This window comes from Lysobacter sp. A421 (assembly GCF_054052145.1).
On the sequence record NZ_JBSVRL010000004.1, the window covers coordinates 12,860 to 34,459 of the forward strand.

24 protein-coding genes are annotated in these 21,600 nt (G+C 65.1%); 9 read left to right on the top strand and 15 right to left on the bottom strand.

From position 1 onward, the window contains the following. Positions 1–10 precede the first annotated feature (10 nt). From ACW7G6_RS11485 to rlmF, 7 genes are all read left to right on the top strand, one after another. Positions 11–1,366 carry an MFS transporter gene (locus ACW7G6_RS11485; protein ID WP_456998290.1) on the top strand — a complete coding sequence of 452 codons (1,356 nt, stop codon included), beginning with the start codon at positions 11–13 and terminating at the stop codon, positions 1,364–1,366. Between the two features lie 146 nt (positions 1,367–1,512). Further along, complete coding sequence (locus ACW7G6_RS11490; RefSeq protein WP_456998291.1) at positions 1,513–3,027, top strand: phospholipase D family protein; 1,515 nt, start codon at positions 1,513–1,515, stop codon at positions 3,025–3,027. A 185-nt stretch (positions 3,028–3,212) separates the two neighbouring features. Continuing rightward, positions 3,213–3,662: a peptide-methionine (R)-S-oxide reductase MsrB gene (gene msrB, locus ACW7G6_RS11495; protein WP_456998292.1), complete on the top strand. Its 450-nt coding sequence runs from the start codon at positions 3,213–3,215 to the stop codon at positions 3,660–3,662. After that, a complete protein-coding gene (gene msrA / locus ACW7G6_RS11500; RefSeq protein ID WP_456980117.1) occupies positions 3,659–4,162 on the top strand; it encodes a peptide-methionine (S)-S-oxide reductase MsrA in 504 nt (167 codons plus the stop codon). The genes msrB and msrA overlap by 4 nt, the downstream gene beginning before the upstream one ends. 177 nt (positions 4,163–4,339) lie before the next feature. Next, complete coding sequence (locus ACW7G6_RS11505; RefSeq protein ID WP_456998293.1) at positions 4,340–5,023, top strand: hypothetical protein; 684 nt, start codon at positions 4,340–4,342, stop codon at positions 5,021–5,023. A gap of 3 nt (positions 5,024–5,026) precedes the next feature. Continuing rightward, positions 5,027–5,695, top strand: a complete 669-nt coding sequence (locus ACW7G6_RS11510) for a helix-turn-helix transcriptional regulator (protein ID WP_456998294.1) — start codon at positions 5,027–5,029, stop codon at positions 5,693–5,695. A gap of 64 nt (positions 5,696–5,759) precedes the next feature. Continuing rightward, the gene (gene rlmF, locus ACW7G6_RS11515) at positions 5,760–6,737 is read left to right on the top strand and encodes a 23S rRNA (adenine(1618)-N(6))-methyltransferase RlmF (RefSeq protein ID WP_456998295.1); all 978 of its coding nucleotides are present in this window, start codon (positions 5,760–5,762) and stop codon (positions 6,735–6,737) included. A gap of 10 nt (positions 6,738–6,747) precedes the next feature. Here the strand turns inward: rlmF and ACW7G6_RS11520 are convergent, their stop codons facing one another. The 9 genes from ACW7G6_RS11520 to ACW7G6_RS11560 all read right to left on the bottom strand — a co-directional run bounded on the left by ACW7G6_RS11520 (position 6,748) and on the right by ACW7G6_RS11560 (position 13,701). Next, entirely contained in the window at positions 6,748–7,161 is a 414-nt protein-coding gene (locus tag ACW7G6_RS11520; protein WP_456980113.1) for a hypothetical protein, read from the bottom strand. A gap of 164 nt (positions 7,162–7,325) precedes the next feature. Continuing rightward, positions 7,326–7,661, bottom strand: coding sequence for a J domain-containing protein (locus ACW7G6_RS11525; RefSeq protein WP_456998296.1), 336 nt, complete (start codon positions 7,659–7,661; stop codon positions 7,326–7,328). After that, positions 7,658–8,353: a hypothetical protein gene (locus ACW7G6_RS11530; protein ID WP_456998297.1), complete on the bottom strand. Its 696-nt coding sequence runs from the start codon at positions 8,351–8,353 to the stop codon at positions 7,658–7,660. The genes ACW7G6_RS11525 and ACW7G6_RS11530 overlap by 4 nt, the downstream gene beginning before the upstream one ends. A 27-nt stretch (positions 8,354–8,380) precedes the next feature. Continuing rightward, on the bottom strand, positions 8,381–9,238 hold the full coding sequence (locus ACW7G6_RS11535) for a DUF2167 domain-containing protein (protein ID WP_456998298.1): 858 nt from the start codon (positions 9,236–9,238) through the stop codon (positions 8,381–8,383). A gap of 297 nt (positions 9,239–9,535) precedes the next feature. After that, on the bottom strand, positions 9,536–10,015 hold the full coding sequence (locus ACW7G6_RS11540) for a DUF1203 domain-containing protein (protein WP_456980109.1): 480 nt from the start codon (positions 10,013–10,015) through the stop codon (positions 9,536–9,538). A gap of 101 nt (positions 10,016–10,116) precedes the next feature. Beyond that, positions 10,117–11,241 (bottom strand): alpha/beta hydrolase family protein, encoded by a 1,125-nt coding sequence (locus tag ACW7G6_RS11545; protein WP_456980108.1) that lies wholly within the window; start codon positions 11,239–11,241, stop codon positions 10,117–10,119. Between the two features lie 29 nt (positions 11,242–11,270). Then, positions 11,271–11,660, bottom strand: coding sequence for a hypothetical protein (locus tag ACW7G6_RS11550; RefSeq protein WP_456998299.1), 390 nt, complete (start codon positions 11,658–11,660; stop codon positions 11,271–11,273). 12 nt (positions 11,661–11,672) lie between these two features. Beyond that, positions 11,673–12,455 carry a LytR/AlgR family response regulator transcription factor gene (locus ACW7G6_RS11555; RefSeq protein ID WP_456998300.1) on the bottom strand — a complete coding sequence of 261 codons (783 nt, stop codon included), beginning with the start codon at positions 12,453–12,455 and terminating at the stop codon, positions 11,673–11,675. Further along, positions 12,448–13,701, bottom strand: a complete 1,254-nt coding sequence (locus ACW7G6_RS11560) for a sensor histidine kinase (protein ID WP_456980105.1) — start codon at positions 13,699–13,701, stop codon at positions 12,448–12,450. The genes ACW7G6_RS11555 and ACW7G6_RS11560 overlap by 8 nt, the downstream gene beginning before the upstream one ends. Positions 13,702–13,885: 184 nt before the next feature. On the opposite strand from ACW7G6_RS11560, the gene ACW7G6_RS11565 reads away from it, so the two are divergent. Both ACW7G6_RS11565 and ACW7G6_RS11570 read left to right on the top strand, forming a co-directional pair. Beyond that, complete coding sequence (locus ACW7G6_RS11565; protein ID WP_456980104.1) at positions 13,886–14,530, top strand: DUF5671 domain-containing protein; 645 nt, start codon at positions 13,886–13,888, stop codon at positions 14,528–14,530. Then, positions 14,527–15,018 carry a hypothetical protein gene (locus ACW7G6_RS11570; protein ID WP_456998301.1) on the top strand — a complete coding sequence of 164 codons (492 nt, stop codon included), beginning with the start codon at positions 14,527–14,529 and terminating at the stop codon, positions 15,016–15,018. Before ACW7G6_RS11565 ends, ACW7G6_RS11570 begins: the two co-directional genes overlap by 4 nt. Positions 15,019–15,023: 5 nt before the next feature. On the opposite strand, the gene ACW7G6_RS11575 is transcribed toward ACW7G6_RS11570, so the two are convergent. From ACW7G6_RS11575 to hutH, 6 genes are all read right to left on the bottom strand, one after another. Then, a complete protein-coding gene (locus ACW7G6_RS11575) occupies positions 15,024–15,575 on the bottom strand; it encodes a DUF411 domain-containing protein (RefSeq protein ID WP_456998302.1) in 552 nt (183 codons plus the stop codon). A 70-nt stretch (positions 15,576–15,645) separates the two neighbouring features. Then, positions 15,646–16,698 (bottom strand): copper resistance protein B, encoded by a 1,053-nt coding sequence (locus ACW7G6_RS11580; RefSeq protein ID WP_456998303.1) that lies wholly within the window; start codon positions 16,696–16,698, stop codon positions 15,646–15,648. Then, entirely contained in the window at positions 16,695–18,491 is a 1,797-nt protein-coding gene (locus ACW7G6_RS11585; RefSeq protein WP_456980100.1) for a copper resistance system multicopper oxidase, read from the bottom strand. The genes ACW7G6_RS11580 and ACW7G6_RS11585 overlap by 4 nt, the downstream gene beginning before the upstream one ends. A gap of 134 nt (positions 18,492–18,625) precedes the next feature. Then, positions 18,626–19,030, bottom strand: coding sequence for a CopL family metal-binding regulatory protein (locus tag ACW7G6_RS11590; RefSeq protein WP_456980099.1), 405 nt, complete (start codon positions 19,028–19,030; stop codon positions 18,626–18,628). Positions 19,031–19,145: 115 nt separating this feature from the next. Further along, positions 19,146–20,054 (bottom strand): formimidoylglutamase, encoded by a 909-nt coding sequence (gene hutG, locus ACW7G6_RS11595; protein ID WP_456998304.1) that lies wholly within the window; start codon positions 20,052–20,054, stop codon positions 19,146–19,148. A 15-nt stretch (positions 20,055–20,069) separates the two neighbouring features. Beyond that, on the bottom strand, positions 20,070–21,599 hold the full coding sequence (gene hutH / locus ACW7G6_RS11600; RefSeq protein WP_456998305.1) for a histidine ammonia-lyase: 1,530 nt from the start codon (positions 21,597–21,599) through the stop codon (positions 20,070–20,072). Position 21,600: the final 1 nt, after the last annotated feature.

Consider the following 21,600-nt stretch of genomic DNA (forward strand, 5'->3'; position numbering starts at 1 on the left):
AATAGGTGCAATGAAGTCAAAGTATCTAATCAGCGCAGTGCGTCAGTCGCAGACTGTTTGGTCCCACCCCACGAGGAGTGAACAATGGACAAGCCCTACGTCGTCATCCATACGCACACGTCCATCGATGGCAATCTGGACATCCGCCGATCCCGCTAACCCCGGCAACCCCGCCAGCGACACGCCCACGGCGGAGCAGGCCGGGGCGGAACCCGCTTACTGGAGCGGCGTCTTCGCGATGACGATGTGCGTGTTCGCGCTCATCGCCTCGGAGTTCATGCCCGTCAGCCTGTTGACGCCGATCGCCACCGATCTGCGGATCAGCGAAGGCTGGGCCGGCTACGGGATCGCCATCTCCGGCGCCTTCGCGGTGCTGACCAGCCTGTCCATCTCGACGCTCGCCGGCACCATGAACCGCAAGACGCTCTTGCTGGTGTTGACCGGGCTCATGTGCGCTTCGGGCCTCATCGTCGGGCTGGCGCCGGGGTACCTGACCTACATGATTGGCCGTGCGTTGATCGGTGTGGTCGTGGGCGGGTTCTGGTCGCTGTCTGCGGCGGTGGCGATGCGGCTGGTGCCGAGCGACCAGGTGCCCAAGGCGCTGGCCATCTTCAACGGCGGCAACGCGCTGGCGGTCGTGGTGGCCGCGCCACTGGGTGCGTGGCTGGGCGGCGTCATCGGTTGGCGCGGCGCGTTCCTGTGCCTGGTCCCGATCGCGCTGATCGCGCTTGTCTGGCAATGGATCAGCCTGCCGTCGATGCCGCCCGGCCCGCGCACGGCGGGCTCCGGCAACGTCTTCAGGCTGCTCAGGCGGCGGCTGGTCACCCTCGGCATGCTGGCGGTCGGCGCCTTCTTCATGGGGCAGTTTGTGCTGTTCACCTACGTGCGGCCGTTCCTCGAGATGGTGACGCTGGTGGACGTGACCACGCTGTCCTTCATCCTGTTGATCATCGGTGTCGCGGGACTCATCGGCACGGCGGTCATCGGTACCGCGCTGAAGATGAATTTCTACGGCACGCTGGTGGTGATTCCACTGCTGATGGCGGTGATCGCCGGGGCGCTGGTCGCGTTCGGCGGCTGGCTCGTTGGCGTGGCGGTGCTGTTCGGTCTCTGGGGTCTACTGGCCACGGCTGCGCCGGTTGGTTGGTGGTCATGGGTGGCCAGGACACTGCCGGACGACGCCGAGGCCGGTGGCGGGCTGATGGTGGCGGTGATCCAGCTGTCCATTGCGCTGGGCTCGACGGTCGGCGGCGTGCTGTTCGACACGAGTGGTTATGCGACCACGTTCGTGGTGAGCGCCGCCGTGTTGCTGGCGGCTGGATTTCTAGCGTTCCTCACGTCACGCGCCGACAAGACTCCTGCCTGAAATGCAGAACAAGCAGGCAGCGTGAGCCGATCTTCTGTCGTCCTGTAAATTTGATGTAAATGATGGAGAAATTTATATCAAACCCACAGGCCGGGACTAAGCGGCCTTCGCGAAAGCCCATCGCGCGCTGGATCCTGCTGGCGGCGGTGCTTCTGGCCATCAGCATCCTATTGTGGGGCCACGAAGAGCTTCCCGATCTCGGCGGGCGCAGCGTCTCGACCACGTTGACGGACACGGCCGATACCCGGTTGGGGCGTGCCATCGCCTCCCGCGTCGCGGCCCATCCCGGGACTTCCGGCGTCGTGCCGTTGATCGAGGGGCGCGATGCGTTCGCCGCGCGCTTCCTGCTGGCGGATGCGGCCGAGCGCACGCTCGATATCCAGTACTACATCTGGCATGACGACCTGTCGGGCACGTTGCTGTTCGAGTCTGTCCATCGCGCTGCCGACCGTGGCGTGCGCGTGCGCCTGTTGCTGGACGACAACAACACCGTTGGTCTGGACCGGCGGCTGGCCGCGCTGGACGCGCATCCGCACATCGAGGTGCGGTTGTTCAATCCGTTCGTCAACCGGGATTTGCGCTGGCTGGGTTACCTCACTGATTTCGCACGGCTGAACCGGCGCATGCACAACAAGTCGTTCACTGCCGACAACCAGGCCACGATCATCGGCGGCCGCAACGTGGGCGACGAGTACTTCGATGTGGACGGCGAGCTGCTGTTCGCCGACCTGGACGTGCTTGCGGTCGGGCCGGTGGTCGACGACGTATCGCGTGATTTCGATCGTTACTGGGCCAGTGCCTCGTCCTACCCGGCCGATCGCATCCTCGCGCCGGCCGATCCGGCCTTGCTCGACAAGCTCAGCCAGGATGCCGTGGCGGTGGCGCGCGATCCGGCGGCGCAGGAGTACCTGGAGGCAATCACCTCGTCTGCGTTCGTGAGTGACTTGCTGGCCGCACGTTTGCCGATCGAATGGGCGCCGACGCGGCTGGTCAGTGACGACCCGGCCAAGGGACTCGGGCGCGCCGGAGATGATGGCCTGCTGACCACGCGCCTGCGTGAGGCGATCGGCACGCCGATGAGTGAGATGTACCTGGTGTCGCCGTATTTTGTCCCCGGTGCGGACGGGGTCGATTATTTCGCCGGTCTGGTCGGGCGGGGTGTCGAGGTCAGCATCTTCACCAACTCACTGGAGGCCACGGACGTCGCCGCGGTGCACTCCGGTTATGCCAAGCGCCGCAAGCCGCTGCTGGAGGCCGGGGTCACCGTGTGGGAGATGAAGCGCAAGACGGTGTCATCCCAGCTCAGGGATCGCGGTCTGCCGGGCAGTTCCGCCTCCAGCCTGCATGCCAAGACATTTTCGCTGGATGGTTTGCACGCGTTCATCGGTTCGTTCAACTTCGATCCGCGCTCGGATCGACTCAACACCGAGATGGGTTTCGTGATCGACAGTCCGGTGCTGGCCGGCCAGATCGAGGACCTGTTTTCGCGGCAGGTTCCGGCCAATGCCTATCGTCTCCGCATTGGCGACGATGGCGAGTTGCAGTGGGTGGAAATGCGCGACGGTCACCAAATCGTGCACGACGAGGAGCCGGGCACCAATTTTCTCGATCGTGCCGCGGTGGCGGTGATGTCGGTGCTGCCGATCGAGTGGTTGCTGTAAAGGCCGCAAGGGGCTTGACGGCCGTTGAGTGGCGCCTGCACGGCGTGCCGTCATACTGTGCCTACGCAAATCGGCTGATCAAGTCGGGTGTTGGAATTGATGCGGATGCCACCATCTAGGTAGGGTTCCCCCGCAACCGACGCGCCTGTCGGCCTGCGCCCGGGAGTTGCTTGCAGGAGAAGCCCATGAGTGTGTACAGCAAGAACCCCGATGCCCTGTCGAAGCTTTCGCCGGAGCAATTCCGGGTCACCCAGCAAAGTGGCACCGAGCGGCCCGGTACGGGCGAGTACCTGGACAACCGGGCGCCGGGCATCTACGTCGATATCGTGTCTGGCGAGCCACTATTCGCCTCGTCCGACAAGTTCCACTCCGATTGTGGCTGGCCCAGCTTCACCAAGCCGATCGAGCCGGCCCACGTCAACGAGGTGCACGACGACAGCCACGGCATGACGCGCGTCGAAGTGCGCTCCAAGCACGGCGACAGCCACCTGGGGCACGTGTTCCCCGATGGCCCGTCGGACCATGGCGGGCTGCGTTACTGCATCAACTCCGCATCGCTGCGGTTCATCCACCGCGATGACATGGCGGCGGCGGGCTACGAGGCCTGGCTGGACCAGGTGGAGGACGTGAAATGAGTACCGAACGTGCCGTCCTGGCGGGCGGCTGCTTCTGGGGCATGCAGGATCTGATTCGCAGCTATGACGGCGTGATCTCCACGCGGGTCGGTTACAGCGGCGGCGATGTGCCCAACGCGACCTATCGCAACCACGGCAGCCATGCCGAATCGATCGAGATCACCTTCGACCCGTCGAAGCTGAGCTATCGCGAGGTGCTGGAGTTCTTCTTCCAGATCCACGACCCGTCCACGACGGACCGGCAGGGCAATGACCTGGGCAGTTCCTACCGCTCGGCGATCTTCACCACCTCCGACGAGCAGCGGCGGGTTGCCGAGGACACCATCGCCGACGTCGATGCTTCCGGCCTGTGGCCCGGCAAGGTGGTCACCAAGGTCGAGCCGGTAGGCGACTTCTGGGAAGCCGAACCCGAGCATCAGGACTACCTGGAGCGTTATCCCGAGGGCTACACCTGCCACTTCATCCGGCCGGACTGGACGCTTCCGCGCCGCGACGCCTGAAGACACGTTGCTACGTTCGCTGCCTCTTGCAGGTGTGGTGCCAGCCGTTTCACCCCAGCAAGATGCAGCAATTTCGACGCTGCATGAGCTTTACACATATTCAAATTGAGTTACTGTGAAAACCGGGCACGCTTTGTGTTGCCGTACTCCTGCGGCCAGACACTGGAAGCCTTGACCATGAAACCCTTACTGCTCTCGACCGTTGTTTCCCTCGCCTTGGCCGGCTTCGCGTGCGCCGGTTCACCTGTCCAGGCGCACGAGCACGCAACGACGACACCCGCCGCGTTGGCGGCAACCACCGCGACGCAGGCCGAGGCCGCGCCCGCAGCGCCGCAGCTGCAAGCGGCCCTGCGCGGGTTGTGGCACGGCCACGTGGTCGCGACGCGCAACTATGCGCTCGCCGTGAAAGCCGATGATGCCGCCGCCGCAGACCTCGCTGCGAATGCGGTCGTCGACAACGCCAAGGCACTCTCCGACGCGGTGGCGGGTTTCTATGGGGCCGCCGCCGGTGAAGAAATGCTGCGCCTGCTCGGTGGCCACTGGGGTGGCGTCAAGGCGCTGACCGACGCCAACCTCCAAGGTGATACCGCCGGGGCGAGCGCGGCGATGGATGACCTGGTCGCCAACGCTGGCGAGATCGCCACGTTCCTGGCCGGCGCCAATCCGAACCTGCCGGTCGACGCGGTTAACGGGCTGCTGCTCGCCCACGCCGCCCATCACGACGCGCAGACCCGGGAGATCATGGCCGGCGACATGGATGCCGAAGCACAGACCTGGGTCGCCATGCAGGCGCACATGGACGTAATCGCCGATGCGCTGGCGGGCGCGATTGCCAAACAGTTCCCGGACAAGGTGAGCTGAGTCATGAGCGGCCTGCACCGGTTCGGCGCCACCCAGCAAAAGCTGTTGCGCGCGCTGTTGCCGGCCGGGCAGGGCCTCGGGGTCGAAGAGCTGTGCAAACCGCTGCGCATCAGTCACAACGCAGTGAGGCAGCACCTCACTGCGTTGCTGGCGGGTGGATTCGTGTGTCACGGCGTGGCGCGGGCGAGCGGCGGCCGCCCTCAGGCGCGGTACCTTCTGACGATGGCGGGGCGCGAGTTGTTCCCGCGCAATTACGGTTTGATCGCAACCAAAGTGCTGGAACGGTTGTACACCGACGCCGGGCCCGCGCAGGTGCAAACGATGCTGGTGGAGATGGGACGCGAGCTGGGTCACCAGGCTGCGGCTACCGACACCGCCAACGACACGGGTGACGCTGCGAAGACGTTGGCGCAGCAACTGGACGCGCTGGGCTACGAGGCGCAGGCAATCCGCCGCGACGGCGAAATGCAGGTCGAAGCCTACAACTGCGTATTCCACGAACTGGCCCGCAATCATCCGGAGGTGTGCCGTTTCGACATCGCTTTCATGGAGGCAGCCAGTGGGCACCAGGTGCAGCACCTGGAATGCCTGGTGCGTGGCGGCGACGCCTGTCGCTTCCGGCTCGGCGCCGCGGTGGAGCACGACACGGCTTCCGGGGATCACGACCAGTGAGCGCTGCAATCGGTGACGTTGGGTACCAAGGCTGCCGGGAATGCTATCGCAGGGCCGACGGTTGATGCCGCCGCCACGATCCGGCTCGGCGCCTGTCGGGCTGCACCCGCGCAATCGCCATCAAGGCCGCTACGATTTCGCGCTGTTGACGGCCGGTTGCCCGGAGTTGTCAGCCTTCCTGATCACCACGCCCGCGGGCGAGACGAGCCTGGACTTCGGCAATCCGCAAGCGGTGCGCGCCTTGAACCGCGCCCTGCTGAAGACCCAGTACGGCATCGCGCACTGGGACATCCCCGACGGCTACCTGTGTCCGCCAATCCCGGGCAGGGCCGATTACCTGCACGGGTTGGCGGATCTGCTGGCCGAGGCCAATGGCGGCGTCGTCCCGCGCGGCTCGGCGGTATACGCGCTGGACATCGGCGTGGGCGCCAACTGCATCTACCCGCTGCTGGGCCATGGCGAGTACGGCTGGCGGTTTGTCGGCTCGGAGGTCGATGCCATCGCATTGCGCTCGGCCGCCGCCATCGTGCAGGCGAATCCCGGTCTGGACGAGGCCATCGAGTTGCGTCACCAGCCCGGGCGAGGTGAGGTATTCGCCGGCTTGTTGCGTCCCGATGAGTGGTTCGATCTGACCCTGTGCAACCCGCCATTCCACGCCTCCGCGAAGGAGGCCGCGAGCGGCAGCCGGCGCAAGTGGCAGCAGCTCGGCAAACCGGCGCCGGGACGCGACGGCCCGTCCTTGAACTTCGGCGGCCAGGCGACCGAGTTGTGGTGCACCGGCGGCGAAGCCTCCTTCATCCGTCGGATGATCCGCGAGAGCGCCGCCATCGCGCAGCAGGTGTTGTGGTTCAGCAGCCTGGTGGCGAAGTCCGAGCATCTGGCCGACGTGCGCCGCCAACTCCGGAAGGCGGGCGCACAGGAAGTGCGTGAGGTAGCGATGGCGCAGGGCAGCAAGCAAAGCCGGTTCGTCGCCTGGACGTTCCACGACGCGGCCCGCCGCGAGGCATGGGCGGCGGCGCGCTGGAAAGCGCCGCGCGGTTAGGCACTTGCGCTCAATGGGTGGCGGGCGGCGCGTCCAGCAGGGTCATCGTCATCGTGTGGGTCATGCGGACGGGGACGCGAGCGCTGTTGCCGGGCGCGGGTTCGTATGAGCTGGCAGACACTCCGGCGACCGCCCATTGCCCGTTGGCGCTTGCCGGCTCGGTGGAAACCACGCGTGCGCCCCGAACCTTGCCATCGGCGCCGATGACGTAGGTGACCTCGACGGTATGCGCCATCGCGCGCGGTGCACCGGAACGTGCCCTGACCCTGACGTCCGCCATTTCCAGCCGTGTCGAGACGATTTCGCTTGTCGGGATCCAGTAGTTCTGGATTTCCTCGTCGCCGATCTCCAAGACCGCCGCGTTGTTTGAGGGAGTTGCTGCGCAACCCGCAAGCGCCAGCACCGTGCCGGCACAAATCATCATGAGGGGTTTCATCGGGCTGTCGTCCTTGGTGATTCGAAGGGTCAAGACCCTATCAGGTCCCTGCAAGCAGCGAGGCGAGACGTCATAGCTTAACCATCGCCTCTGGCAGCTCTCGCCTTTTGCGATAGCGAAGCGCTCGATTGGCGTGGATCTGTATCAGGCAGTCACTTCCGCAGTCTGATTGCCGTGTCGAACGCTTGATTGATCTCTTTCGATCGTTGCTCGGCAAGAGCTCGGATTTCAGGGGCGAGTTGTTGGACTTTGTCCGGATGGTATTGGCTCATCTGTCTTTTGTAGGCCTCAGAAATCTCTTGCCGGTCGGCCTGCAGATCGACGCCGAGGACTTCATGCCAAGGACGGGTTGGGTCATTGTCCGGCTCGGCCGGGATCACCGGCTCATCGGGCGACGCGTCCCGTCGCAGGTATGGGACGAGTACGGCAACCAGCCAGTAGCCCAGTATGCCGGCCAGGATGATCACCACGCTTTCGGCACCAGTCATGACTGCTTTCCTTCAAACCGTTGACGATAGGTGTGCAATGCGGGGTAGTGCGGATCGTCCTCGCTGCTCAGTGAGAGGGCGTCGGTCAGGCGTTTGTCGATCTGGTTACGCAGGAGGCGTGATTCGATCGGCGAGCACAGGTGCGTTTCCGCCCGGATCGGGTCCGCATGGAGGCCGCGATGCAGGCAGATCTTGCGCACCAGGTTGATGGCAAGCGGCGGGCACGCCAGAGCCTCGAATCCCCACGCCAGTACGCTCCGCCGGTCCAGTCCCAACACCCTACGATAGCGCCACATCTGCCAGGCCAGCAAACTGGCGCATAGGTACATCAGGGCCAACAAGGCGAGCAGTGCCAGTGGGTGGGGATACCACCACAGCAGCAACGGCAGCACGACGAAGAGCAGCGTGAACATGGCGTGGCACACCGGTTTTAATGATTCGAGTGCCGCGAGGAAATGACGCAAGGCCGGCCAGTGCTCCTTGTCTTGGGCGTGAGCCTGGTCCAGCCAGCTGGTACGGAATACCGCACGCGTAGGCGTCAGCGGATTGGGTACAAACAGGTGGCGGCCGACCAGCTGCGCATCAGCCCCGATCGAGGTGGTCCAGCCTTTCCTTGTCTGCAGGAAGGTCGCCTCGTCGTAATGCAGGAGCATCATCGAGTCCTGCAGGTAGAGCGCGAAGGCGCCCAGCACGAGAATGACCTCCAAGGCGATGGGCCTTTACGACTGCTTGTCCGACTTGCCGGCGAAAATCTTGCGCAGAGCGGCGCCGATCCCGATGAAGGCCACAATCACCAGCTTCCAGGCCTTGGCAAGAAACACGGCAATAGCGGCGAAAAAACCTTTCTTTGATGCGACTGCGGCAGCGCCTCCGGTGATGAGGGCAGCGAGGCCGTAGGCAGCCACCCGGTCGCCGGGCTGGTACTCCGCATACCTCTCGCCGGCGTTGTAGTGATAGCCAGGCAGGAGCTGTTTGAACTCGGCAATCGAGGCGTGCAGGTCGTCGGGACTGGCAACCAACACGACCTCCATGACGCCGCGACGACCCAGCAGCCGGGTGTTGTAGTTCACGATCTGGTTGCCAGACCCTTCCATTTCGGCCAGAACGGCCCATTCGAGCGTCTTGAGCTGTTCGTCGTACTGGGGTTTGAAGCTCCAGCCGAGAATCTGCATCGTGTCCCAGCCATTCTTGCGACGCTCAATATTCCCGTGTTTGGTTCCCTCGCGGATCGAGATCAGAATCTCGTCGGGATCCAGCGATTCGTTGTCTTCGATATAGCCGGTTTCGCTGAAATTGAAGAATGCAATCCAGCTCAGGTCGTCCGGCGCGATGGTGTACTCGTCGACTCCGCTTGCTGGGTTCTCCAGCAGGACGTTGAGTTTTCTGGTGTCTCCTGCGCCAAGGAAGGCATACCTATCGGGTAAGGCGATGGTTGCGCGATTGGCGATGGTCGCCTTGGCGGGGCCGAGTTGCCACGGAAGTTCACCAATCGGGTTTTCTTCCGCAGCGCCCTGCGCCTGGAATACAACAGTTGCAGCCAAGGCCAGAGCGGCCAGCAGTACCGAGCGCAGTTTCATCGCGTGATTTCCCCTGGTGATGTATTGGCGATCGCACAGTCGGACACGGATGAGTTGCCGCTATCGGCGCAGGCGCATTTCCCTCCCCGGAAAGATGCCACCCATCGTCTTCCTGATCCTGGGGTAATCCTATGTCATCAATTCGGATTAATGAAGCCTGTTGAGCGGCGAATGAAGGAGAACCATGGTGGTCAGCAGGTGACGCGCTAATAGGATCAACCGGTTCGTCGCCTGGACGTTCCACGACGCGGCCCGCCGCGAGGCATGGGCTGCGGCGCGCTGGAACGGGCAGGGCTATCAGGCAACGGCGGGTACTCGCTCGATCCGGGCGGCATAGCATCCCCGGGTGGCGTAATGGGCCTGGAGATAGCTCACCTGTGGGTCAGCGAACAGCCGCGCTATGGAGGACTCGGTGTCCCGCCCATCGACCAATTCGGCCGCCACCATCATGTGGGCCGCGTCGAACGCGCGCAGCGACAGCATCCGCGTAAGCAGAGCGTCGGGAACGACGTTGGTACGGTCGTAAGCGGTCGAGGCGCCTTCACGCACGAAGATCGCGTGAGCCGCGCGGTACGGGGTGGCAGCGGGCTGATGTTCGTAGTTGACCAGGATCAGCGATTCGCCCTGCGCGGCATCGCGGATCTCCACCCGGTCGGGTAGACGGGAGTCCGCGTCCGCGATCCAGCGTTGGGCGCCATGCTCTGCCAACTGCAGGTCGGGCAGTCCGAACAGGTGTTCAAACGGGGCGGGCGAGAGCCCGATAATGCGGTAAGCCATGGCGGCGTCCAGGTGAGGGTGGACGGGCAGGTTAGTGGAGCGGCCGGGGCGTTGCGCGCCGGATTCGGACGCGATAGCCCGTTCGCGATGGGCAACGACCCTCAGTCACTGCCGGCATTGAGGGTCAGCCGGAAGAACGCCAGCGCGTCGGCGTTGGTTTGCCGATGCACCTTGTCGCGGTCGACGCCCGGAGGGTCGCTACAGATTTCGGCGGCATCCCTGGCCAGTTCGGGCGAGCAGGGCGACATGAACACCCAATGATCCGCCCCCGGCACCATGGAGCTGTCAGTCAGCGTGCGGATCAGCGGTTTGATGTGCAGCGCGTTCTCCGATGGCAGCAGCACGCGGTCGTTCTGGGCGTAGTAGAGGAATACCGGACGGTCAATCGCCGCGATCCCGGAATTGTCGAAGATCAGGCTCAACGGCGCCATGACGAAAGCCGCCTTGACGCGCGGATCCTTGGTGTCGCCCCATCGCTTCAGGTCGTTTTGCTGGGTTTGCATGAAGTCGGCGATGGTCCGTGATTTACTGGCGGTCTTTGCCTTGATCCGATCTGCCGCATCGCATATGGCGCGGTCGGTGGGGTGTCTGTTGCAATAGCTGATGAAACGCTCGAATCGCGGTACGGCGCCCACCATCAGCAAGCTGGTGTAGCCGCCTGCCGAGAACCCCGCCACCCCGATGCGATCGGTGTCGATCAGCTGGCCCCAGCGCGGGTCTTCCAGCAGCACGGTGATCAATGCCGCTATCTGGATCGGCCGGCCGACCAGCACCGACGAGGTGCCGACTCCGCTCTGGTCGTGGAAGTTGTCCTTGGGGTGTTCAAGGGTGGCGACGATGAAGCCGTGGCCGGCCAGGTAGCTCGCAAGATCGTGATGCCCGAGGTTGGATCCCCCGTTGCCGTGCGAAATCACTACCAGCGGCTTCGCCCCTGACAATGGCGGTGCATCGAACGCGGCGGCGACGTTGTAGGGACCGACAGCCGTGGTTGTTTCGACCGGCTGTTCCGAAGGGTAGAACACGAAGCCGGGCATCTGGACGCCGTTGACCGGGTCGGGTGCGTGGAATGGTGCCAGACCGACCCCCGTTGCTTCCTGGGCGAACAACCCGAATGGCACGATGAGCAGTAACAGGGAACACCAGCACAATCGCCAGAAGCTGATGTCATGGAATGACGTGATGCGATCGTTGGCCGGATTGGATGGTGCGGCCTCCGGTGAAGGCATGACCAAAGGGACGAGGTTTCGTTGTCCGGTCATTGCTTCGCGATCGCTTTGGGCGGGTCGCAACCCAGCTCGGGGACTTCGTCTCCGGCACTCACGCACAACCGGAAACCCTGCAGGCCTGCGATCTGGCGGCTCTCGCCTTTTGCGACGGTGAAGCGCTCGATTGGCTTGGATTCGCAGCGCTCGAGCTGCGGACTCGTCGGCCCGGACGCTGGCGGACACTCCCGCGGGAACACGGTGTAGTGGCACGCACCGCTGGCGCTGCGCAGGCATTCGAAACGCGCCACGCCGGCCTGAGTGGTGGCCTGGCTATAGAGAGTGTCGGTGCCGTCGACGGTGGCGCGGGTGACATACGTACTGCCGCCGATGTCGCAGCCGAACAACGACAGCACGAAATAGACCAGGGCCATGAATTTCATAAATCACCTCGATTACATATGCCGGAACAGGGTCATGAACGGTGCGCTGACGGCCAGGGTCTCGGGCCGCGATTTGAGGCGGACGACGCCGCGGCCGCTGTCATCGCGGACGATCCCGGCGATGGCCTTCAGGTTGACGATGGTGGAGCGGTGGATCTGCTTGAACGTGGTCGTGTCCAGCACCGTGAGCAGTTCCTTGATCGGCGTGCGCAACAGGGCTTCGCCCTCGGCCGTCATCACCGTCGTGTACTTGTGGTCGGCGCGGAAGTAGGCGACGTCATCGACCAGGATCAGACGGGTCTCGCGGCCGGCGCTGGCGGTGATCCAGGTCAATGGCGGGGGCAGGTCGTCGCGCGGGCGGACCGGGCCCAGCCGTTCCACCAGTGCGGCCAGCGTGGCGGCGTCGTTGTTGCCGGTGCGCGCCTGCAAGCGGGTGACGGTGGCGGCCAGCCGCGCCGGGGTGATGGGTTTGAGCAGGTAGTCAATCGCCCCGCGCTCGAAGGCGTCGATGGCGTACTGGTCGTATGCAGTGACAAACACGATCTGGGTGTCAGGGCTGACTTCCGCGGCGGCCGTCGCGACCTCCAGGCCGCTGAGACCCGGCATGCGGATGTCGAGAAAGGCGACGTCGGGCCGGTGCTCTGCCAGGGCCTCCAGCGCGCTGGCGCCGTCCTCGCATTCGGCCAGCACCTGCAGTTGCGGCCATGCGTGGCGGAGCTGGTCGAGCAGTGACTGGCGCAGCAGCGCTTCGTCTTCGGCAACGATGCAGGTACCGGTGTTGCCCGGATCAGACATGGCGGGAGTCCTGTGCGGTGCCGGCAGGGACGGTCAGGGTAGCGGCGACGCCGGCGGGGAAGTTGGCAATCACCGTCAACGCTGCGTTGGTGTCGTAGATCAGGCGCAGGCGTTCGCGCACGTTCTTCAGGCCGATGCCGGTGCCACTGGTTTTGGTGTTGAAACCGTCGCCGTCGTCGGCCACGGTCACCGCCACCGATTCCTCGCTGCGGCGTGCGCGGATCCACACCGTGCCGCCGCCGGTCCGTGGCTCCAGCCCGTGCTTGATGGCGTTCTCCACCAGGGTTTGCAGCATCATCGGTGGCAATGGCGTGGCGCGCAGGTTCTCGGGTACATCGACCTGCACCGACAGGCGCGCGCCCATGCGGATCCTGAGGATCTCCAGGTAGGCCAATGCGCGTTCCAGCTCCGCACCCAGGGTCGACAGCTCGTCATCGGTGCGCGGCAGCGAATGACGCAGGTACTGGATGAGATGGCCCAGCATGTCGTCTGCCGCCGGCGGGTCGCTGCGGGTCAGCAACTGCGCGCTGGCCAGCGTGTTGTAGAGGAAGTGCGGCTCGACCTGTGCATGCAACAGGCTGAGCTTGGCGACGGTCAGTTCCTTCTCGGTCGAGGTCTGGGCGGCGGCGGCCTGCTCGTTGCGACGGCCCTCGGCGATGCGGCGGGTGATGGCGCGGGTGATCGCCTCGGCGTTTTCGAAGTTGGTGCCGTCGTCGACCAGGAACCAGTCGCTCCAGGCGGGACTTTCCGGCTCGCAGATCAGGGTCACGCTGCCGCTGTCGTCGCCAGGGGTGACGGTCGCAAGGATCTGGTTGCGTGGGATGCCGAACCACAACATCGGATTCCAGCGTCCCAGTGGACGTTCGCCGTAGATGTCGGGACGTTTGACCTTGGCCCGGACCTGCAGGCTGTCGCGCGCGCTTTCGACGCTCTGGATGCGCGGCAACTCCCGGATCGCCGCATCGACCAGGTCAAAGGCTTCTCCGGCTTCCAGCGGGATCTCGACCTGCCGTCGCTGGCGGTTGCCGAGCGTGGCCTTGTCGATGTGCCCGGCGATCAGCCGTACCCGCCCCAGGTGCGAGATCGCGCCGGTGACCACCAACGCCATGATGACCATGCCGCCCAGCACGATCGGCCACTCCAGCCAGCCAATCAGCGGCAGTTCGGACCACAGTCCTGCGAACAGGAAGATCGCCAGCATCCAGACGATGGCAAGGCGGAGGACGAAGAAGGTGCTTCTGATCACGGTGATTCCCGCACGGCTTTGGACTGGGTCGGAGCATAGCGAGCCCGGCTGTGGGAGCGACAAGGATTGCGACGAAACCGGAACTACGGCGACGAAGCGGGGGTAATCGTGTCTGGTTGTCGACTCCGCGCGGACTACCCTGCTAGTTTGCACGGCTGGACACCACTGACTTCAGGAGATCACCTTGGCCAACGCAACGCACGATCTGGAGCTGTTCGTACGCGACGCCCTCGCCAAGGGGGAGTCCAGGGATGCGATCGAGGCCGCCCTCACTTCGGCCGGATGGCCGCCGGAGCAGTCGCACAGCGCATTGGCTGCGTATGCCGATGTCGAGTTTCCGGTGCCGGTACCGCGGCCGCGACCGTATCTCTCGGCGCGCGAAGCGTTCCTCTACCTGGTCCTGTTCGCGACGCTGTACGTGTCGGCGTATCACTTGGGTGGGCTGCTGTTCGACTTTATCAACCGGGCGTTCCCGGATCCGGCCGATTCGGGCTACGCGGTTCGCCAGATTGACCAGTCCATGCGCTGGTCGGTGGCATCGCTGGTGATCGCGTTCCCGGTGTTCCTGTTTGTCGCGCGCCACCTGGGCAAGGAGCTGGCGCGCAGCCCGGTTAACCGGCAGTCGCTGGTGCGTCGCTGGCTGACCTACCTGACCTTGTTTCTCGCGGCCGGGATCCTGATCGGCGACCTGATCACCCTGGTCTACAGCCTGCTGAGCGGAGAGCTGTCGGTGCGCTTCGTGCTCAAGGTGCTGGTGGTGGGCGTGATTTCCGGCACCATCTTCGGCTATTACCTGCTGGATCTGCGCCGCGAGGAGAAGCCGTCATGAGTGCGGGCCAGCAAGTGGGTAGCGGGCAGCCGCGGGCGGGTCGCTGGTTGGCGATCGTCGCCACCGTCGTCGTTGTGTTGACCGTGGGGGCGGCGATCACGGTGATGCGCTCACCCTCGGCGCAGCGCGAGGTGACTCTGGACAGCAAGCGGGTGCAGGACCTGCAGCAAATCGTCCAACTGGTCGATTTGTATGCACGGCAGCACGACGCACTGCCACCGGATATCGCTACCCTGGCAAGCCTGCCGGGGCAGCAGGTCCCGCGCGACCCGGTGGACGGCGCGACGTACGACTACCAGGTCACCGGTGAGCGCGGTTATCGTCTCTGCGCGAACTTCAGCACCGACACCGCCCGCACTGCAGTCGGTCAGCCACGGGGCGGGGTCGAGTGGAATCACGCGGCCGGTCGCCATTGTTTCGACCGCAAGCACGAGCCTGCGGCGGACTCCGGTCAGGGACCGCCGAGGCAGCGCGCTGCAATCGACTGAGCGTGTCAATCCGCGTGGTGGGCGAACGCGGACGTGCTGCCGTCGTGGGCGACGAGTTCGACGACATAGGGCTGGACGCGGCCGTCGGGCAGCTCCATTCCCGGTGAGCCGGCCGGCATGCCGGGCACGACCAGCCCCTTGCCTTCCGGCCGCTCCGTCAGCAGCCGCTTGATGTCATCCGCCGGGACATGGCCTTCGACGAAATAGCCGTCCACTTCCGCGGTATGGCAGGAGCCCTTGCCATACGGAACGCCCACCCGCTCCTTGATCGCATTCACGTTGTGGGTATTCACGACCTGGACCGTGAATCCGGCGTGTTCCATGTGCTCCACCCACAACTGGCAACAGCCGCAATTGGGGCTCTTGCTGACGACCATCAACGGCAGGGCTGACTGGGCGGGCACCGGACTTTGCGCGGAGACGTCCGATGCGGAGTGGGTGAACAGTGTCGGCGACGATGCCGGCGCAGTGTTGTTGTCGGGCGCTTGCGCGCAGGCGGTGAGAGCATGCGCAGAGGCTAGCGCGATGATGGTCAATACGAGTTGGTTGCGTTTCATGCGTGTTTCTCACTTGTATCGTGATAGGTGAAGGCTCGTGGGTGGAGGCTGCAGTGGTTGTTCGCCGCGGCTAGAACCAGATCCGCACGCCTGCGACCAGGCGGGTATCGCGGGAGTCCTCGCCCTCGCTGCGACGGAAGTCCGCCGTGTTGCCGAACACACGTTCGTGGACCACGCCGATATACGGGGCGAATTTCCGGTCGATCTCGTAACGCAGGCGTATACCGGCCTCCACAGAGCTCAACCCGGAACCGGTTCCTCGTGCCGGGTCATCCTTGCCGAAGGCCGTTACCTCGACCAGCGGCTGGAGGATCAGCCGGTTGGTCAGCAGCAGTTCGTACTCGACCTCCACGTTGGCCGCCGTCTGGCCCGACTCGCCGACGTAGGCGGTGGCCGAGACCTCGAACCTGTAGGGTGCCAGGCCCTGCACTCCGAAGGCCGCCCAGGTCTGCGAGCCACCCGGGTTGAAATCGTGCTTGATGCCCGCCAGGACGTCCCACCAGGTCGACACGCTGCGTCCGTAGAAGGCTTCCAGTTCGGCCGCTTCGGTCTTGCCGCCGATGCGCTCGCCCTCGGTGCGCAGCCACAGCCGGTTGAGGTCGCTGCCCACCCAGACCTGAGCTTCCCAGAGTTGTCCCGTGCCTGGCTGGGCATCCCAGGCTTCCAGACGGTTGAACGCCACGTAGCGGTTGATCTCGGGCGCATGATTCATCGGCAGCGTCAGCACCGGGAATGCGGCCGCACGGTCGGCATCGGTTACCGTGGGAATCGGCGTGATCGGTTCCGTCTGTGGTGGCGCGCCATGCCCCATCGCGGCGTGATCCATGGTCGAGTGGTCCATCGCGCCATGGTCCATGCCCGAGTGATCGGAAGTCTTGGCAGGTGATGCAGTGGCCGGGTGATGTGGGGATTGATCCGTGCTGCCATGCCCCATCGCGGCATGATCCATGGCCGCGTGGTCGATGTCCTTTTGACTGGCATCGTCGCCGTGGTTCATTGCCGAATGGTCAACCGGCGTCGGCTCGGCGTGGTCGTGATGATCCTGGGCAGCGGCAGTGCCATGCAGAGCCAGACCCAGCGCGAGCGCCATCACCGTGGTGGAGGTGAAAAGAGACCGACTCATTCCTCGACCCTCACTTCGCGCATCATTCCCGCTTCCATGTGGTACAGCAGGTGGCAGTGGAAGGCCCAGCGGCCGAGGGCGTCGGCGCGGACGCGATAGCTGCGTTTGGTGCCCGGCGGGATATCGACGGTGTGCTTGCGCAGATGGAAGTCGCCGTTCTCGTCCTCCAGGTCGCTCCACATGCCGTGCAGGTGGATCGGGTGGCCCATCATGGTGTCGTTGACCAGCACGATGCGCATGCGCTCGCCGTAGTTGAGGCGGAGCGGTTCGACATCGGCGAATTTCTGGCCGTTGAACGACCAGGCGAACTTCTCCATGTGGCCGGTCAGGTGCAGCTCGACCTCGCGGCTGGGCTCGCGGCCGTCCGGATCGTCGAACAGGCTCTTCATCGCGGCGTAGGTCAGTACCGTGCGGCCGTTGTCGCGCAGCCCCATGCCGGGGTCGTCCAGTTTCGGTGCCAGTGACATCGCCTGCATGTCGACCAGCGGGTTGCCGGTTTCACTGGCGGGGTGTTGCTGCATGCCGCCCGCCGAGTGGTCCATGCCGGACATCGCCTGCATGTCGTGGCCGGCGTGCCCCATGGCCGCATGCCCTGTGTCGGCATCACCCGCGCTGCCGTGACCCATGCTGCCGTGGTCCATGCCGCCATGCCCCATGTCGTCCATGGTCAGCAACGGGCGCGGGTCCAGCGGCGGCACCGGTGGTTGCAGGCCCTGGCGCACTGCGAGGGTGCCGCGCGCGTAGCCGGTACGGCCCATGTCCTGGGCGAAGATCGCAAAGGCATCCGCCCCCGAAGGCTCGACCAGTACATCGAAAGTCTCGGCCACAGCGATGCGGAACTCGTCGACGGTGACGGGGTGGATGTACTGCCCGTCGGCGGCGACCACGGTCATCTTCAGGCCCGGGATGCGCACGTCGAAATAGGTCATTGCCGAGCCGTTGATGAAGCGCAGCAGGACCTTCTCGCCCGGACGGAACAGGCCGGTCCAGTTGCCGGCCGGCGCGGTGCCGTTCATCAGGAAGGTGTAGGTGTGGCCGTTGATGTCGGAAATGTCGGACGGCGTCATCCGCATCTGCCCCCACATCATCCGGTCCCGCAGCGTGGCCGACAGACCTTCACTGCGCGCATCACGCACGAAGTCGCCGACGGTGGGCTGGTAGTAGTTGTCGTAGCTGGCGTTCTTCTTCATGCGCCGGAACAGCGCGGTCGGATCCATGTCGGTCCAGTCCGACAGCAGCACCACGTGCTCGCGGTCGTAGTGGTAGGGGGCCGGCGCGCGCGGCTCGACGATGATCGGGCCGTACAGCCCGGCCTGCTCCTGGAACATCGAGTGGCTGTGGTACCAGTAGGTGCCGGACTGCTGCAGCTGGAATTGGTAGGTGAACGTTTCGCCCGGCGCGATGCCGTCGAAGCTCAGGCCGGGCACGCCGTCCATGTTGGCCGGCAGCAAAATGCCGTGCCAGTGGATCGACGAATACGCATCGCGCAGGCGGTTGGCCACGCGTACGGTCACGGTGTCGCCTTCGCGCCAGCGCAGCAGCGGCGCCGGCAACGTGCCATTGACGGTGACGGCCGGGCGGGCGCGGCCGGTGAAATCGACCATCGAGCCGCCAATGGACAGGTCGAAGTCGGTGCCGCTCAGGGTCTGCAGGGTCTGGGCAGCGCCGCTGGCGGCAAGCGCCGGCAAGCGCCAAAGCCCCATGCCGGCAGCGAGGCCGCCAGCGGCCAGCCCGGTGACAAAACGACGTCGGGAGGGCGCCGCCGGGGGGAGCCCGGAAGAATCGGTGGACATGGAAACACTCCGTGAATTCGGGGAAGTCGGAGCTCCGCTGGAGGGCGGAACATCTCCGCATCTGCCGCGTCGGCATCGATAGATAGCGCGTCGTCAGGCAGGCAGAAGCGGGCGCCGGACAAGGGCACCCGGACTCAACGGATCGGAGGTCGGTATCGGTTGTGAAGCGCGGGGGCCGGATGGTCGGCCAGGGCCGGCCGAGCTGCCAGGACGTGCGGCGCCATTCGCCACTCCTGCACCGGTACCGTCAGCGTCGCCAGCAACCCTGCCGGGCAAGCGACATCGCATGCCGTACCTGTGCAGCAATCCGCCGTGGCAGGGTGGTCTCCAAGCGGTGCCTCGGTCGCAGCAGTTGCCGGTGCCGAGTGCTCTGCGCAGGTCGTGTGCTCGTCCGGAGTGGACGCTGAATCCGGCGTCGTCGAAGCGACCGTGGCCGCATGTTGCACCTGCATCTGTGTCGCCGCCACCGCGAGTCCCGATCCATTGAGGATCAGGGCGATGCAGAGCAGGACACGCAGTAGTAGGTGCTGGAGCGACATGGTCGGTTACTTTAACCAGAACACGCTGGCGTTGCTGGGTATTTCATGAACCGCCGGTCGACGGCGGTCTGGGAGGATCGCAGAACACTCAGCGAAGCCGCCGGTGAATGGGTATTCACTGCACCAGTCCGTGTATCAGGCGGGCAGCGACCCGGGCCGTGGCATTGTCCCGGTCCAGTGGCGGGCACAGTTCCGCGATATCGCAGACCTTCACCCGGCCCGTTCCCACAATGGCGGCGATGAACGGTTCCAGCACCTCCATGGCCACGCCCCGGGCGTTGGAAGCGCTGACGCCGGGCGCCACCGCGTGCGGGAGGACATCGAGGCAAAGGGTCAGATAGATCGAGTCGGCCGGTTGTAGCCACTGCAGGAGTTGTTCGACCTGCGCGGCGGAGTTGGCCGCTGTCATGTCCTGATCCATCAGGAACCGCGTGCCGGTCTCCCGTGCGGTGTGGAACAGGCGACGTGTGTTGGCGGCGTTGCTGACCCCGAGGCAGAAGTAATCCAGCGCGATGCCATGCTTTTCGGCGTGCTGGATGGCCTGGCGGAACGGGGTTCCGGAGGTGGCGATCGGGCTGTCGCGCAAGTCGAAGTGCGCATCCAGGTTGACGATGGCGATGCGACCGGGATCGCGGCTGTTCGCCAATCCCAGATAGCTGGCGAAAGCGATCTCGTGCCCACCGCCCATGCCGACCGGGAAGTGGCCATCCGCGAGCAGTTCAGTCATGCGGTCGGCGTAGCGCTGTTGCGCGCTTTCGAGATCGCCGTCGGTGCAGGCGATGTCACCTGCGTCATACAGAGGGCGCGAGTGGGTGACAGGCAGGTTGGTCAGGGCCTGTCGCAATGCCGATGGGCCTTGTGCCGCGCCGATCCGGCCGTTGTTCCTGCGCACGCCTTCGTCGCTGGCAAATCCCAGCAGAGCGACGCCCGGGGCGGCGTGGCGTTCCACTGGACGCACGACTTGGTGCCAGCGGAAGGTCTCGGGGTCCGCTTCGTCATCGATGCGACCGTGCCAGCTTTCCATCAGTTCATAAGTCCATCAGCCCAGCTCGTCCGGAAACTCGGTGCGTACCAGCTCAGCGAGCTGGCCGCTGGCAATCAGCGTGTCCGCCGCCGCGATCTCGGGGGCGAAGTAGCGGTCCTCGTCATACCGGGGGACGACCGTGCGTATCAGGTCGAACGCCTGTTCTAGCCGGACAGAGGAGCGCAGCGGGCGCAGGAAGTCGATTCCCTGGCATGCCGCCAGCAGTTCGATGGCGACGATGCGGCGCGCGTTGATCGCCACATCGCCCGCCTTGCGGGCCGCGAACGTGGCCATGCTGACGTGGTCTTCCTGATTGGCCGATGTCGGGATCGAGTCGATGCTGGCGGGGTGCGCCAGGGTCTTGTTTTCGCTGGCCAGTGCTGCCGCGGTCACATGGGCAATCATGAAACCGGAGTTGATGCCCGGGTTTTCGACCAGAAATGCCGGCAGGCCCGACAGGTGGGCGTCAACCAGAAGTGCGATGCGGCGCTCTGAAAGCGCGCCGATCTCGGAAGTCGCGATGGCGATCTGATCGGCCGCAAAGGCGACCGGCTCGGCGTGGAAATTTCCGCCGGACAGGACTTCGCCGGTGTCCGGAAACAGCAGCGGATTGTCGGAAACCGCATTGGCCTCGATCAACAAGGTGTTCGCCGATTGCTTCAACAGATCCCAGCACGCGCCCATCACCTGCGGCTGGCAGCGCAGGCTGTAAGGATCCTGCACGCGGGAGTCACCGGTTCGATGGGACTCACGGATGGCGCTGTCATGGAGCAGGTCGCGGTACAGGCGGGCGACGTGGATCTGACCGGGCTGGCCGCGCAACGCGTGGATGCGCTCATCGAATGGCGTGTCCGAGCCGCGGGCGGCATCGACCGTCAAGGCGCCGGCCAGCACCGCGGCGGCGAACGCCTGTTCCGCCTGGAACAGGGCGACCAACGCGATGGCGGTGGAAACCTGGGTGCCGTTGAGAAGCGCCAGGCCCTCTTTGGCGCCCAGCCGGATCGGTGTCAAACCGGCGCGGCGCAAACCCTCATCGGCGGGCACGACTTCGCCGTCGATGCGGACCGATCCCTCGCCCATCAGGGCCAGGGTCAGATGGGCCAGCGGGGCCAGATCCCCGGAGGCGCCGACCGAGCCCTGGGCCGGGATGCATGGCCAGACCTGCGCGTTGTACAGCCCAACCATGCTTTCCAGCAGTTCCCAGCGCACCCCGGAATGCCCGCGCGCCAGCGAGGCGATTTTCAGCGCGAGGATCAGGCGGACGGTGTCGTCGTCAAGCAAGCGCCCGACGCCGACGGCATGCGAGCGCACGAGGTTGGTCTGCAGTTGTTCCAGCTGGTCGGGCGGAATGTGGATGCTGGCAAGCAGGCCAAATCCGGTATTGATCCCGTAGGCCGGCGCGCCGGCGGCGACGATGGCCGCGACCGTGCGGGCCGCCTCGTCGACCCGGCTCTTTGCCGTCGGCGGAAGGGAAACCGGAGCAAACTGCAGGGCGATGGAACGCAACTGGGACAGCGGAATCTGTCCGGGGGTCAGCATGGGCATG